Raw genomic sequence first — 15,781 nt, 5'->3', positions numbered from 1 at the left:
CTGGGCTGAATGGTGAATTGCTTCGAGCATTACTGGTAATTTTCTTAATGCTGAGTAACGAAAAAATTGTATAAGTGTGCGACGCAAGAAAAGTAGATTGACGATTTACTGCTGACTTCAAAAAGCATTTTCTGCTTTCTCTTCTTGTTTTTAATGATTAGGGTACAAATAAAAAAGGTTCACCGTTTAGGGTGAACCTCGAAAGTATAAGATGAGCCTTCTTAGTAGTTGTAAATGATCTCGTAATATTCGTTGGCCATACGGTTACTTTCGAATTGAAAGCGAACATCGCGCATGCCATTTTTAGTAATTTGTCTCCAGGTATCCCGGTTGTGGTAGTATACAGGAAGAATCTCGTTTTCAAGAATTCTGTATAAATGATTTAGATCATGCTCATCCTGATCCTGCACATGCATATTTTCATAGTCTGCTTGTGGTACCACAAATCCGTTATTACCATGATTGATAAATTCAGGTATCCATCCGTCGTCGGTGCTAAAGTTAACAGCACCATTCATGCAGGCTGTCATTCCACTCGTTCCCGATGCTTCTCTTGGAACTCTCGGATTATTGAGCCATATATCGGCGGCCTGTTTAAGACGTTTACTTAAACCAAGTTCGTAACCAATCAGCACTGCCACATTTTTGAAGCCTTTACTTAAATGGATCAGGTTATTGAAATCAGAGATCGCCGGGTAATCAAGCGGGTAAGGTTTACCCGCCCAAATGATTTGCACAGGGTATTTCGTATCGGCCATTAATTTTTTAAATCTTTCGACATCTCTTGTTATCAGTTCAGCTCTTTTATAGCCCGCAAAGCGGCGTGCCCAAACAATGGTTAGCACGTTAGGATCAAATACTTTGCCTGTTTGGTCGGCAACGATATCAAAAGCTCTTTTCTTCAAGTGCTTTTTCCTATCGTCGAACAAGACATCGTTGCCTTGTTCCATGTAGTTATACAATTGCTTGTCGGCCCAATACAAATAGTTTTGGGCATTTGTTATAGACTTGATAGGACAAATGTTATCATAGCTCTTCCACATCTCGCGGCTTACATGACCGTGCAGTTGTGATACTCCATTTGCTATTTTAGCAAGACGTAGTGCAGCAAGTGAATGATTAAATACATCGTCATGAATGCCTGTAACTCTTCTCACTTCATCCAGGCTAAGTCCGCAGAAGTAACTCATTCTTTGGCACAAGTAAATGTCGTGTTTTTCGTTACCGGCTTCTTCAGGAGTATGCGTTGTAAAAACCAAATGCTCTTTTACCTGCTCAAGGCTTTTGAATTTACTATACAGATAAAAAGCTGCAGAAACCCCATGCGCTTCATTAAGATGATATTTATCGGGGTTATAGTTCATCTCGTCTATCAACTTTGCTCCTCCTACGCCCAGCAAAATAAACTGGGCAAGCTTGGTAGAAACATTGGCGTCATACAAACGATGACAAATAGTTTGAGACATGTAGTCGTTCTCCGGAAGGTCTGTTGATAACAGAAATAGGGGAGCACTGTTGAAAACCGTAGGAGGCAGGTAAAATGCTTTAACCCAAACTGGAGACTCGTGAATTAAAATCTGGTATTTTATGCCAGTATCTTCAAGATAGCTATAAATTTTTTCCATCCAAGTTACCTGCAGGCTTTGGTCCTGGTTGCGTGCCTGGTCATAATATCCGTACTTCCAAAGTATGCCAACACCAATAAGATTTTGACGTAATTCGTATGCGCTGCGTAAATGAGAACCTGCCAAAAAACCGAGGCCTCCGCTATATATTTTTAATGGTTGATGAATTGCGAATTCCATCGAAAAGTAAGCGACACGTTTCGAATAACGGTCGTCGACCGTGTAAGGAATTGAATAATTTCTGAAGTTCATAGTTGTTTTTTGCTTAGAAAAGGGTGCAATATAAAAGGAAATATTTTAACGGGAATTTTTGCGGGTTACGACATCGATAGAAGCGAAGTTCATTTTTAGCGCTCAATTTAGTTACACATTAGATTCTACTTTTAGCTAAAAAGTTGCGTCAAAAATTATGGCAGCCATTATAAGAGCTTTTATTGTTTTTTATTTCTTTTTGAAGGTTGCTTTTACTTCTTTCTTTTTTGTGTAAGTATCATTAAAGAAGCATTTAATACCGCGGTAATTACCGCAGCTGCCTGTTTCTTTTACCTTAACCCCGTTTGCAGTAAAACTAAAGTCAAGTTTGCAAGGGTCTCCTTCACCCTGGTAAATTCCTGCTTTTTCTGAGACCATTTTCATCATACCTCTCAGTTCTCCCCCACATGACTCTTCCTCATTTGCGTTTTCGAAATATACGAAGAAGAGATACTCGTCCGGATTTTTACCATCTCTTACGGAAACTATGTTTCTGCTACCTTTTACATAATCTCCACTGTATTTGTATTTCTTAGGGAAGGTATCTAGTGGATTACTTACCGTCTTTTCTACTCTTCGGTCTTCGTTTGTTTCGGTAAGCACTGTGGTGAAAAGTCCTACGTTATTATAAGCATAAATTATCCTGTTGTAATAAATGTCATTATTAATTGTCCATTCTTTATTAATACTAATAGAAAGTTTCTTATCAACAGATGCAGTTGTTACCCTTTCATCATCATCTGAAACAACCAATGGCATGCTAGCCATAAATTTATTTTTATCGTACACTGAGAGATAAACGCCAGCATTATTCTTTCCGGTCACTAAAGTAATAAAGTAGGTTTCCTTCTCCCTTTCTCCAAATTTGCCTACCGGATGTATAACTAGTTTTCTATCCTTACCAAAGGGGTTATTGAAGATGCTATCAGGAATAAATTGGCTAAAAACGCTGTAGCTAATAGTATTAGTGTCTTTAAGTTGTTGCAAACTAGTATCTGAAACAGTAAACGGTAGTTTTAAGTCACTATAAGCATTAAAAAATTCGTCTGCTTCTATATGCCCGGGGTCTAACGACTGTTTTTTATTCTTACAGCCAAACAATGATATTAGTATAACCGCCCACAACAAATATGTCCTCATTAAGAAGTATTTAAAAAAAATGAAATTAGCAATTATTGGATTGTGTTTAAACAATCAATTTCAGTACCGGGGTATTTGAATATTATAAAAAAAAGTTTTAGGTTTGTCTAAATTTATTTTTATAGAATGAAGTTTTCTACAAGTGAAGAGAATTATATCAAGTCAATCTATCACTTACAGCAGCAGGGTGGGGTTGTAAGTACCAACAATTTAGCTTCGGAACTACAAACAAAAGCAGCTTCGGTAACCGACATGCTGAAAAAGTTAAACGCAAAAAATCTGCTTCATTATGAGCGTTACCAGGGATTTACGTTGAGTGATGAAGGCATTAAAGTAGCCTTGGGCATTGTAAGGAAACATAGGTTATGGGAATACTTTTTAGTGCACAAGCTTGAGTTTGGGTGGGATGAAGTGCACGCAATAGCAGAAGAACTGGAGCATATTACCAGCCCCCTGCTTGTTGAAAAGCTAGACACTTATTTAAGCCACCCAAAGTTCGATCCTCATGGCGATCCCATACCCGATGTAAATGGCAAGATGGAGCTAAGACAACAAGTTAATTTAATAGACCTGGCACTAAACCAGGAAGCTGAAGTAAGTGCCGTTGGAAGCCAGTCAACAGAATTACTTGAATTACTGAAACATAAAAATATAGGAATAGGAACACTGCTTACTGTTGTTAGAAAATTCACATTTGATAATTCTCTTGAAGTCAAGGTTAAAAATTTTCCTCCATTTTCTATCAGCCAGCAATTGGCACAAACTTTATTTCTAAAACCAACATATGGGTCAACAACAGTCGGAAGCATCTCTAAGTGAGGTTCACGGAAGTATAGATGTGACTAAATCGCAAAAAGGTTGGAGAAGAATGTTAGCTTACCTGGGTCCTGCATACCTGGTAAGCGTTGGTTATATGGATCCGGGCAATTGGGCCACTGACCTGGCAGGAGGTGCAAGATTTGGATATTCCCTGTTATGGGTTTTGTTAATGAGTAACCTGATGGCCCTTTTACTGCAGGGGCTAAGTGCACGTTTAGGTATTGTACGAAGAATGGACCTGGCACAAGCCAACCGTGAAGTATATCCTCGTGTTGTCAACTTTGCGTTATATATTCTTGCCGAACTTGCTATTGCAGCATGCGACCTTGCAGAGGTGCTTGGAATGGCGATAGGCATTCAATTGCTAACCGGCCTTCCACTTATTTGGGGCGTATCAATCACCGTTCTGGATACATTTCTTCTATTTTATTTGCAACGATTGGGCATGCGTAAGATGGAAGGATTTATTATCGCCCTTGTGGCCATTATCGGATTTTCGTTCTTAATACAAATGATTATCGCAAAGCCACAATTAGGATTGGTGATAAAAGGCTTTATTCCCTCTATTCCCGGCGGCGATGCTTTATATATTGCTATAGGCATTATCGGCGCTACCGTTATGCCACATAACTTATACCTGCATTCGGCCCTTGTGCAAACCCGCAAAATTGGCAATTCAAAACCTGCAATCAAACAGGCGCTACGGTATAACAGGATTGATAGTACCATTGCCCTTAATGCAGCTTTTTTTGTAAATGCTGCCATTCTTATTCTTGCTGCTTCCGTCTTTCACGCTTCAGGAAATACAGACATAGCGGAATTAAAGGAAGCTCACCGCATGCTTGCACCCTTGTTGGGAAACACTTTAGCTCCTACTTTATTTGCAATCGCATTGATTGCGGCCGGTCAAAGCTCTACTATAACAGGTACGCTCGCCGGGCAAATTGTAATGGAGGGGTATCTTAATCTTCGCATCAACCCCATGATAAGAAGATTAATTACGCGCTTGTTAGCTATTATTCCTGCATTCTTTTGTATCCTGTATTTTGGCGAAGAGCGCATAGACCGGCTGCTTATTTTAAGCCAGGTTGTCTTAAGCGTGCAACTAGGTTTTGCAGTCATTCCATTAATTCATTTTGTTAGCGACAAAGAAACCATGGGCGATTTTGTTATCAAATGGCCAATCAAAATTCTTGCGTGGTTGATTGCTACTGTACTTATTTACCTTAATGTTAGGATGGTAGTGAATGAACTAAGTGCAGCTATCACAAACGACCTTAATATTGTGTGGTTGATTCTTATCATCATTGCGGCTATCTTTTTTATTGCTCTGTTTATATTAATGACTACGCTGCCCTTAATTAAAAAACGTAAGAAGACAGAGACGGCAAGAATGCACATGAACGCCGGCGTTTTACAAAAGTTTACCATTCCTCAGTTAAACTGTATTGCTGTAGCGCTAGACTTTAGTAAAAACGATGAGAACCTGATTGCAAATGCTTTATCGCAGGGAAATACGACCACAAGATTTTTGTTGCTTCATATTGTCGAAAGTCCTTCAGCACGCGCTTTTGGAGAAAATTCTGACGATTTTGAAACAAGAAAAGATCGGCAACATTTACAGTCGTATGTAGAGCAATTGCAAAAGAAAGGGTTTTTGGTAGAAGGCAAACTTGGATACAGGCATCGAACAAAAGAAATCGTCAGAATTGTGAAAGAAGCAAACGCAGATATGCTGGTAATGGGCGCTCACTTTCATACGGGCGTGTTCGACTACCTGTATGGAGAAACCGTTGACAAAGTGCGCCACCAGCTAAGAATACCGGTTTTGGTTGTAAGTTAGTAAGTTATTGCCCCAACGTTTGCTGATACACCGTTTGCTATTAAATTGCTTTTGCCAATAATTTTTTTCGTTGCCGGCTGTAAATGTATTTTCAACATTGTTGTGTCACTCACTTATACGGCAAATAATAATGCAGCTTTTTTAAAGAAGGGCTACAAGCTGCAATCTGCAAGCTACAAGCAGCAATGGTGGCGCCTGGCAACAATTTGCCATGGGGCTTGTATAAATCCGAAATGATAGTCCAAAAAATAACTGGACAAATAACAAGTAGGCGCAAAAGCTTGAGGCTTGTGGCTAGTAACTACAATCAGCCAGCCTGCACCAAAATTTCACCTAACTTTATTACTATGAATACCAATAAAAAAATTCTCATAATCACTGGTGACGCCGGTGAAAGTTTTGAAATTTTGTATGCGTCCCATCGCCTGCTGGAAGCAGGTTATCAGCCCGTAATTGCAGCTCCCTCTGTAAAACGAATGAACCTTGTAATTCACGACTTTGAACCCGGTTGGGATACTTACGTAGAACGTAAAGGTTATCTGATTGAATCTGACATTTCCTTTGACGATGTAAATACAGATGATTACCATTCTGTACTTATTCCCGGCGGCAGAGCGCCCGAATTTTTGCGCAACGATCAGCGCGTAATAGGCATTGTGAAAGCATTTTACAACAGCAACAAATATGTGTTTGCTATTTGCCACGGTGTTCAGATATTAGTAACCGCCGGCCTTGTAGATGGTAGAAAGATTGCCTGTTATGAACACGTGAAATTTGAAGTTGAGTCGGTGGGAGGTATCTATGTTACTCCAGACCAGGCAGTTCAGGACGGAAGAATTATTACCGGTAAAACGTGGCAATCTCATCCCGAATTTTATCAACTTGTATTTAAGTGTCTTGAAAAGTCAAAAGAGGCTGAACCCGAGGTGCAGGCAGTGCTAAACTAAAAGGCTTTCATGCACGTTTATAAGCAATACAACCAGGATGAGCTTGACAAACAGTTCAATAACAGGCTTCATGTTCCTGATTATGCTGATTACTTTCGACGATGGGAACTGTTAAGCGCGGAAGCGGTAAGAAAATTACCAGTTACAAAAGATGTTCAATATGGGGCACTACCGCGCGAAAGATTAGATGTATTTCCATCGCCATTGCCCCATTCAAAAACTTTGGTGTTTGTACATGGGGGTTATTGGCAAATGTTGAACAAGTGCATGTTCAGCTTTATTGCAAATAGCTTTCATTCTTCAGGGGTTACCACTGTTGTATTAACCTATCCGCTGTGCCCCGAGGTTTCAATAGATCGCATTATATCATCCGTTACCAATGCCGTTAGTTGGGTCTATAAAAACATTGCTGCTTTCAATGGAGATCCTAATCAAATACACATAGCCGGACACAGTGCAGGAGGACACCTTGCAGCAATGCTAATGACAAAGAACTTTACGCTTTTAAATCCGCAACTTCCGGCAGACCTATTAAAAGGGACCTGTGTTATTAGCGGCTTATTTGATTTGGTTCCGGTTCGTTTGTCTTACCTGAACAAGGGTTTACATATGGACGAAGAAACGGCTCTTCGCAATAGCCCTGTTCTTTTACATCCGTTGAATACCTGTCCTTTAATTATAGCCGTGGGTGGCGAAGAAACAGCCGCTTTTAATGATCAAAGCAAAGGGTTATTCGAGGCATGGAAAGACCAGGGCGTTGATGTTCAGTTGCTACAATTACCTCAATTAAACCATTTTTCGATTATCGAAACAATGAGTCATCCTGGTACTAATCTTAACAAGGCAATCCGCCAATTGATGAAGATTGAGTGATTGCTTTGTTTAGCTAAACTTTAAAATTTTCTCTACAACGACCGGAATTAAAGAAGTGAAGTTTAATATGAAAATTCTGTTGGTTTTATGATAGGAGCTGTAATAATAGAAGCCCTTTAACTAATGTACAAAAGTTAAATAGACCTTTAATGATCAGCGGTGTCGATAATGGCGAAACCCATCTGAAGTAAGTAGAAGACTGTGGGACTACTATTCAACAAAATGCCAGCAAACGCCGGCAAGGTCAATAATATTAAGTTCTTTGCCATAAGGTTGAGAAGTGATCTTGCCTATTTTAATTCCGAACTTTTCTGCCAATTGCTTTTCTTTTAATACTGCTGAAAATGCTTCTATATCGTCTACATGTACGGTTAGCATAAAGTTTTCAGCAAAGTCGTTGTTGTCGTACTTCTGTAAAATAAATTTACACCCCTCTCTTTCAAAGCCTGTGTAATCACCCGCATTCCAGCTGATCTGAAACCCTAACTCCACGAACAAATTTCTTGAAGCTTCATAATTTTTTCCGGATGGAACAAACGGCTCGAGAGATAGGAATTTCATAAGTGAAACAGATTTAGTTGAAAGTAAAATAACAATATACGTTAAGGGTGGGTTGAGACTAGTGAACTATTATTTCAATGTTATGATGGTAAAGGTTTTTCAATTTCCCCGTGAAGACAAAAGGGATCAACCAGCATTAACGGTGGTATCATTCTCCTCGACTTGCTGCCACTAACTGAAGCAGTCACAGTTTTCTCGTTACAACATTTCAGCGGATTGTTTAGTCGCCCTTGCTGCAATTGGGTTTGCAGTGCCGTTCTTTTCATTAAATACCTAATGTTTCAAAGGTCGTTTTTTAATCATTCCTCCCTTAGTATCTCTAATACTGCTCATTACAACAAATGCATTTCGGTCAATTTTTTCCAGTTCTGTATTAAACCGGTTTACTTCCAGCCTGGTTAGTACAGTATATATTATTTCAAGATCTTTTCTTTCTCCTCTGTTGCCATAACCGCTTTTTCCGTTGTAAACCGTCACACCTCGTCCCAGGATTTCAATTATCATCCGCTTTATTTTTTCGCTGTTTGGTGATATGATAGTAACGCCTGTGTATTCTTCAATTCCTTCTATTATAAAATCAAGTGTTTTTGAAGCGGATAAATAAGTAATCATCGAATAAAGTGCAATTTCTACTGACAGAAAATAAGCTGCTGCCGAAAATATCAGCACGTTTATAATCATGATCACATCGCCTATAGTCGTTCCAAATTTTCGACTTAAATAAATTGCCAACACCTCTGTTCCGTCGATGACTGCACCACCCCTTACTGATAGGCCTATTCCTGCTCCAAGAAAAAAACCTCCAAAAACTGCAACCAGCAAATTGTCTTTTGTTATATCAGGAAAGGTGACGGTGGCAACAACTAAGGCAAGACCTGAAATAGCGAGCATTGTTTTAACTGCAAAAGCTTTCCCTAAAATGTTGTAGCCAAGAATAATGAAGGGAATGTTAACACAAATGAGGAGAATATAAAGCGGTATTGTTGTTAGTGCTGATATTAGTAGGGAAATGCCTGTAGCTCCACCGTCAATAAAATGGTTGGTAAGCAGAAAGCCTTTGAAACCAAAAGCAGCCGAAAATATTCCAAAAGTGATTAAAGCAAAGTCTTTTAGATGTCGTAGCGTATCCGTCTTAAATTCCAGCAATCCTTTAGCAAGTTCATAATCAGAATAACCGATCTTGCTACCCGCATTTTTGTTCTTGCGCTTAAGTGTTGTTAGAATTATTATTTGTTTCCAAAATGCATTCATGGGTCTCTCTTTTACGCTTACAGATAGTTGCAACGTACTGGAAAGGGCAATTTAGCACGGATGTTTAATAGAAGTGCCAAATTAATTCTTACACATGCTTTTTGGAGATCTTCAAAACCGGCAAAACCATAGGGGTGCTGCCCCCTTTACCTTTTCTTCGAAGCTTTTACTATGCTATCTTAATGAAGCGCAATTTGGACCCAATGGTTAAATTCTTGCGAGCTTTTATTACGTCTTCGTTACGGCGAAAGATATTCTTTTTATTATCGTTCTTTCATTTTCGGGTTTCTTTGCCTCTTTGCATGAAACCGTCCCATACGCTGCGATTGCTGAAGACAGAAAAAAGTGTACAAGGGTGCGACGCAACAATGAATCATAGTAGCACGTAAGCTGGGCTCAAAAAAAGCTTACGCATTTTTAGCGAAAAATAGCAGACATGCTTTGATGTATCCCTTTATCGAAATTGAAATAGGAGCGGAAATAAAAAGGTTACAATAATTGCCCATACCAGGTAGATAGGCAGGTAGGATGCAATGCTTTTTCCAACTCCGGTTATATCGGCCTTTTTTAAAAGCACGTTGAAAAGTTGCGCAGTTACCAACAAGAGATTTACCAGGATCAACACATCGCCGCCCAGAACTGCAGCTCTATTTGGCGTTATTCCCCCCTCTGATATGCGAAATACAATGGCAGACAATGCAACGCAATTGACAACTACTGTTACAACGGACAGCAGAAAAAGGATCCAAACTTCTACGGGGCTTTTGGTGCTGGATAATTCGGAAACGGAAAAGAAAATAATGGCCATAACGCCAATCAGCAAGGCATTAAAAATTAATAGAAATTCGCGGTCGTTATATGGGTTTTTGCCCGAATAAACTACCGCTACGAGATAGATTACCAGCATCACTAATACCAGCGGACTGAATATTTTAGCGATGACGGGAGAGACTTTGCCTACTAATTGTGGATTGGTTTGGGTAAGGTAAGTGCCTAAAATTGGTGCGGCGGGAAGCCCAAAAACGACCACGTTTTCAAACCAAAACGTTTCAATACTAAAGCCGATGAGCGAGAAAAGACCGATGGTTATACCACTCATTATTCCCCCCGCAATCACTATAAGCGCTGTCATTACAACCAGGTCGCCGTTGTACTTTAGATAGCCAAGCCGTTTTTTATGGTTATTGGGATTTTCGCCAGCAAAGGCAAAACCTAATACACCCCATAGAAACAACAGTAGGTGAATGCACGATAAAATTAAGGTATCACTGTTTTTTACATTTGGAAGAAGGTTGATAAAAAACAGGCTAACGAGGGTTAGGCCAGCAATAAAACCAATCTTGCTTAATGCTAATTTATTCTTCCCTACAAAGTAGGCCATCAGCATGGGGAAAATGATAAAGCCAACATTTCTGGGGTAGAAAAAGTCTTCGTTTATAGATAAAATCTTGGGCAGTTTTGCAATAAGGCCCGACAGCAGCGAAGCGATTATCACAAATAACAATTCCCTGCCGTTGCCCCAGTTAATCTCATCACTTTCGTAGTGTAGTCTCTCATTCCAGAAATCGGCGAGTTTGTTGCCTTTAACCTCCAGGTATATTGTACTGAATTCTTTCTTAAACTGTGCCTTGTTAGATCGGTATAGCTTTTCGAGTTGCTTTGGGTCGTTTAAGCCGTTGAGTATTTCGCCTTTCATGAGTTTATAGTTTTAAAACTTTTGGTTAAACCTTTAATTCCGCGAGAGTACGGGTTCTTTAATTCCACAGCGTGCCGTCTAATCCTAAAACGAATCCAAGAAACAATCCAACCATACATACAACTACACTCAATATGATGGCAACTGTACTGGTTACTCCAATCGTGCTATGAAAATGAACAGCGAAGTAATTACATCAGCCTGCCATTGCCCCTGCCAGCGAAACAATAATTAACGGCCGTATCATCCATAGCTTTCCCCATTCAGGTTTGGGTTCATCTACTGAAAGCAGCAACAATGTAATTAGTAATAAACCGATGCCTGCACCTACCAGCATTCGATTGATTAATGAAGCTTGATTTAGACCTGATGTTGCATTGTTTAATAGTGTCATAACAAATGAGCTTTAAAGTTTATAACGATGTTTTTCTAAAGTTATCAAAAAGTGCTTTGGCGCGCAAAGTATATGGATAAAAAAATTTTAGCTGTTGTATATTTTTATTAAAAACATCTTATCATACCAATACTGTATCATTAAAAAGCACTTTGTGCCTCAAAGCTAAAACAAAAGTGGTAACTAACAAATATCTCTGTAATTTATTTTTATGTTTCAACAAGTAATCCAAGTTGCGTTGGTAGAAAGGGGGGTAGAGTTTTTTTATGTACTTAGCCTTTGTTGTACTATTATGCATTGTTGCGTCGCACACTTTTACTGTAGTTATTTTTCTCAGCCAAAAAGGTCTCGGTGCTTACCCACCCATACCCCCTGGAGTCGCTAACATAACAAAAGCTCTGTGTTGGGCGCTTTTCGTTTACTCCTCTTAATGTTAGCCGTAGTAATCGCTGCAATAAGACTTTTTGTACAAATAATTATTGAACACAGGTGCATTGCTGTAACACCTTTTTATTACCTGCGTCGAAATCAATTTTTCTCCTGATCTCAATGATGGCATCTACCGTTCTTCCTCCATTTCCGGTAGGCTCGGCCCGGGCAGTATATACGCCAATCCATTTGTCTACCGGCAGATACAATGGGCCACTGGTAAAAGTCAAAGTTCTGCTTTTAGGGTCGTATAGATACTTTCCCACCTTATTCATTGTCTTATATTGATTGCCTTCGAGAATGACGATATCTTCCGCTACTTCGTTTCCAGTGATCGTTAGACGGTAACACTGGTAGCGGGCTGTAGCCGGATAAACTGCAGCAGTGGAAGCGAGGCGGGGCTTATCTTTTGGCTTAGGACAGAGGCTTTGTAAGGCCTTCATGCCTGTATAATTTGGATGACTGGAAGCTGTCTTCCGGTTTAAATATTCACTGATAGCCCCACACATGAGTTCCTTATTCCTGCTCCTATTGCGCATGGCAATTTGCACAAGCGCTTCATCTGATTTTGATTCCAGTGCACCTTCCTCGACTGATAAGACTTGAAAAGTGGAAGAACGGGCAGATACAACACCTGGTTTTTCATAAATATAAACACGGGCCTCATATTGACCGGCTTTAGGAATGGTAAACTCTGCTTGTCCGTTTGGCTTGGTCGCGTACACTCGTTGTGCTTGGTTATATTTGTCATCGGGCGTACCGGCAGGCACAATAATGACGTCATCAAAACGTCCACTGTAGGTATCTCTGGCAGGCAGGCCAGAAAATTCTACTATTACCTTCTCGTTCCATTCATACGTTGATTTCAATGGTTTTACATAAATCGTTTCGTTATTCTGTGCATGAAGAATGAGGCAATTGAAAAGAAAAGAAAAAATCGGTACGGTTTTAAACAGTGTTTTCAAAGTCATATCTAATATAAAAATTTGGGGTTCATTTATGCTGACTAACGTTAAAATGTTTATGAAGTGGTGGTATTTGAAAAACGTCAGGTTCAATTACCCATAAAAGCAAAATAGCCATTTATAGTTGAATGCTGCCATCTAACGCCATTTTGTAAACACTCCTGTTGTACCAAACCCCCTGCGGGTAGTTAGGCGAGTGCTTTTGCCAAAGTGGCGCTTAATTTCGTTTCCCTTACACTTGTTGCTTAATATTCTGAAACCATTGCTACCCAGCATTTGGTATAGACTAAAAAAAGTAATCCCTACATTTATAATCCTGCTTAGATGATAGAGGCTACAAGCACGCTGATCGCCGCCAGGGGTCCCGTACAATCATATACTTCGTGGTCGGTGCTTTCCACGCTACACGAAGTATACGATTGGTAGTGGCTGCGGTTATCCGTCTATTATTTGTCGTAAAATTTTTCATGTAGCACAAGGCGATCAATTGTTTTAGCAATTCTGTCCACTTTAGTTTCATCTGTCTTGGCAGAATAAACCCACTTAACGTAAATCAGCTTTTCGTTATCATTAAGCGAATTGAAAAAGCGAAAGGCTTCCGGCTCATCTTGTAAACACAAAAGCATTTCCTCGGGAATTTCTGTCGGTTCGTTGTCGTGATAAAGCATTACATGCACATAGTCACCTGCTTCTTTTTTTATTTTCCTTCTTATTTCTGCTTTTACAGGTAGAAACAGTTTACCCTTGCCAAAGGGCATTAAATGATACTTCTTTATTTCAATGCCGTCAATCGTTCCTTTCACTTTCACCCAACCAAAAGGGGCTTTCTTGTCAGGAGGTACTTGTGGCAGGTCAAGGTAAGTCCAACCACCTTTTCCCGGAATTTTTTGAAGTAAGTATTTCTGATTGACTAAAGGCTTTTCCATTAAGTTAACTATTTCCCATTCGCAAAGCTTCAATCACTTTGCCCCCGAATTTGTAAATTAATCTTTGAGCAATGCCATTATTCAATGCTTGTTCTAACGAAGAACCATTCATTTGTAACAAGCATTGATTTTTACAATCAAAGTGTTTCATCAAATTTGTCACTAACATTAAACTTGCCTTTTGTTTAGTAAATGGCAATGTTAGTGTCAACCAGATATTTCTTTAGAATTTTCCGATTTGCCTGTTAAATGTTTTGCTGCTTCGAATTTCATTTATGCTGTCAAAGATAGGAGAGACGGATGTCAGAAGTACTGAGTGCTGCATTTCTGACATCCGTTTTTCGGCTTTATGCAGTAGTGATATTCACTGTTTTCTAAGGGAACTATTGTGCTAAAGCTCAATAGGGACGTTCTGTTTAAATTATTCCTCAAGCCACTACTGCATAAAGCTGTGGTTGGAAGTAGTGCTTTTAATTTGCGGTTTTAAAATCAATTAAGTAAGGTTTAAGCCTAACTCCATTTTCTTTTCTGAAATTGTTTGAAATTAATATTTGGTAATGTTGATTTGGTTTTATATCTGCTTCAAATGTCCACGATTTCCCATCTTCTCCAAAAACTCTTTCCGATTTAATGTTTGGGAAATGTGCTTGTCCAAGAGGTCCAAAATCCAGGCCTGTATTATACTTTACTATTGGTTCAGAAAATACAATTGTAATTTTTGTAAGCCCTGGTTTTACAACTTGACTACCATTCTCAAACGGTGTTAATTGAATTACGGTTGGTCGTTTGTTTTCGTAATCATTGTATAGTTGCGCTAATGTTTCAGGCAATAATTTAGTAGTATCTACAATGCGTTCAACTTCTTTTTCATTTGTGTAATCAAGCTCAATAAGTTCTTTAATTGCTTTTGCTTTGTCTTTTGACAAATTATAATAGCGTTCGCAAATCTCATAACCTATATAATAACCCAAGTCCCTAACTTGTAATTCATTTCTATTTTCACCCCACATCCAATTGTAATTATTGGTCATGATAAATAAATCTGAAACAAATCTGTCAACAACTATTTTTTGTTTTGCTTTTCCAAATTCAATTGCTGGAGCATCCGATTTTTTTCCTGTCACTTTGCACGATATAAATTCTGCAACTCCTTCATATAAACACATAGAAATCAGATTTTCGACTAATTCTTTCTGTTGTGTGTGTATGTATTCGTGCGTACACAATAAGGGTATTTCATTGATAGGATTTTGTGTTTTGTAAAACGGTTGGCGCCAACCTGGAAGTTCGTCAATTACTGTGCTTTTATCTGCCAGCGATAATTCACTTCCAATTAAAACCTTATTACCTTTAATTGTTCCACCTGTTCTAAAAGCTCCAATTGTAAAATATATTGTCGAAGGTTTTAAATTAGGATATGCTTTTTTAAGTTTTTCGATATCGGAGTTTATTTCAGGATAAAGACTTCTGACTTTTAAGGTGTTGGGTCTTATGGAACTCCAAAATTTAGGATTTTTTATTATCCATTCCATAAATTCTTTTTCTGTATAATTACGAACCTCAATTATGCTTTTTAGGCCTTGTGTTCCTTTGTCAATGTAAAGCTCTTTTAAAAGTGCATATTGTTTAAGACTGTCTTTTGTAGAATTAATTTTATCGTAAGCAATCCAAAAATTGTCAATATCGGTTGATACAAAGGTCTGTTTACTTTTTTGAGCAAATGAAAGAGAAGTCAAACTTGAAATTATTATAAATAAAAAGGCTTTATTCATATGCAATGCATTTACTATTTTAGGGTTTGTTACTCACGCATTACGTTTAGGTACCTATGAAGTTGTGGCAATTGAAAAACGTCGGTTCAATTAACCACAAAAGAAAAATAGTGATTTAAAGTTGAATGCGTAATGTCGCGCCGCAATTTAATAAACACACGGTTGTACGTTCGCTGGCTCTTCTGGTGTTACATTTATTGCTTTAAGAAGTTGGCGCTTTCATAGGCTGGATTGGGATAGGTATAAAACCCTTCGCCTGTTTGCACACCAAGTTTTCCTTTATCAATA

13 protein-coding genes are annotated in these 15,781 nt (G+C 38.9%); 4 read left to right on the top strand and 9 right to left on the bottom strand.

Features of this window, described 5'->3' with window-relative positions:
* Positions 1-221 precede the first annotated feature (221 nt).
* Complete coding sequence (gene glgP / locus JWR87_RS06320) at positions 222-1,877, bottom strand: alpha-glucan family phosphorylase (protein WP_297817041.1); 1,656 nt, start codon at positions 1,875-1,877, stop codon at positions 222-224.
* A 189-nt stretch (positions 1,878-2,066) separates the two neighbouring features.
* Entirely contained in the window at positions 2,067-3,017 is a 951-nt protein-coding gene (locus tag JWR87_RS06315; RefSeq protein ID WP_297817038.1) for a hypothetical protein, read from the bottom strand.
* 126 nt (positions 3,018-3,143) lie between these two features.
* Here JWR87_RS06315 and JWR87_RS06310 point away from each other — a divergent pair, with 126 nt between their 5' ends.
* The 4 genes from JWR87_RS06310 (at position 3,144) to JWR87_RS06295 (ending at position 7,499) form a co-directional block, all read left to right on the top strand.
* Positions 3,144-3,836, top strand: a complete 693-nt coding sequence (locus JWR87_RS06310) for a metal-dependent transcriptional regulator (RefSeq protein ID WP_297817035.1) — start codon at positions 3,144-3,146, stop codon at positions 3,834-3,836.
* Entirely contained in the window at positions 3,802-5,679 is a 1,878-nt protein-coding gene (locus JWR87_RS06305; RefSeq protein WP_297817032.1) for an Nramp family divalent metal transporter, read from the top strand. Before JWR87_RS06310 ends, JWR87_RS06305 begins: the two co-directional genes overlap by 35 nt.
* Before the next feature lie 347 nt (positions 5,680-6,026).
* The gene (locus JWR87_RS06300; RefSeq protein WP_297817030.1) at positions 6,027-6,626 is read left to right on the top strand and encodes a DJ-1/PfpI family protein; all 600 of its coding nucleotides are present in this window, start codon (positions 6,027-6,029) and stop codon (positions 6,624-6,626) included.
* A gap of 9 nt (positions 6,627-6,635) precedes the next feature.
* Entirely contained in the window at positions 6,636-7,499 is an 864-nt protein-coding gene (locus tag JWR87_RS06295) for an alpha/beta hydrolase (RefSeq protein WP_297817027.1), read from the top strand.
* A 210-nt stretch (positions 7,500-7,709) separates the two neighbouring features.
* Here the strand turns inward: JWR87_RS06295 and JWR87_RS06290 are convergent, their stop codons facing one another.
* The 7 genes from JWR87_RS06290 to JWR87_RS06260 form a co-directional block, all read right to left on the bottom strand.
* Positions 7,710-8,060 (bottom strand): hypothetical protein, encoded by a 351-nt coding sequence (locus JWR87_RS06290; protein WP_297817024.1) that lies wholly within the window; start codon positions 8,058-8,060, stop codon positions 7,710-7,712.
* Positions 8,061-8,333: 273 nt separating this feature from the next.
* Complete coding sequence (locus tag JWR87_RS06285; protein ID WP_297817022.1) at positions 8,334-9,311, bottom strand: YitT family protein; 978 nt, start codon at positions 9,309-9,311, stop codon at positions 8,334-8,336.
* Between the two features lie 454 nt (positions 9,312-9,765).
* Positions 9,766-11,007, bottom strand: coding sequence for a hypothetical protein (locus JWR87_RS06280; protein ID WP_297817020.1), 1,242 nt, complete (start codon positions 11,005-11,007; stop codon positions 9,766-9,768).
* A 196-nt stretch (positions 11,008-11,203) separates the two neighbouring features.
* Positions 11,204-11,401, bottom strand: a complete 198-nt coding sequence (locus JWR87_RS06275) for a hypothetical protein (RefSeq protein ID WP_297817018.1) — start codon at positions 11,399-11,401, stop codon at positions 11,204-11,206.
* Between the two features lie 476 nt (positions 11,402-11,877).
* Positions 11,878-12,801 carry a hypothetical protein gene (locus JWR87_RS06270; protein WP_297817016.1) on the bottom strand — a complete coding sequence of 308 codons (924 nt, stop codon included), beginning with the start codon at positions 12,799-12,801 and terminating at the stop codon, positions 11,878-11,880.
* A 440-nt stretch (positions 12,802-13,241) separates the two neighbouring features.
* Entirely contained in the window at positions 13,242-13,721 is a 480-nt protein-coding gene (locus JWR87_RS06265; protein WP_297817014.1) for a YdeI/OmpD-associated family protein, read from the bottom strand.
* Between the two features lie 470 nt (positions 13,722-14,191).
* Positions 14,192-15,493 (bottom strand): DUF2268 domain-containing putative Zn-dependent protease, encoded by a 1,302-nt coding sequence (locus JWR87_RS06260; RefSeq protein ID WP_297817011.1) that lies wholly within the window; start codon positions 15,491-15,493, stop codon positions 14,192-14,194.
* Between the last annotated feature and the right edge of the window lie 288 nt (positions 15,494-15,781).

This window comes from Segetibacter sp. (assembly GCF_025963695.1).
GTDB lineage: Bacteria > Bacteroidota > Bacteroidia > Chitinophagales > Chitinophagaceae > Segetibacter.
This window is presented reverse-complemented; position numbering and strand designations above follow the sequence as displayed.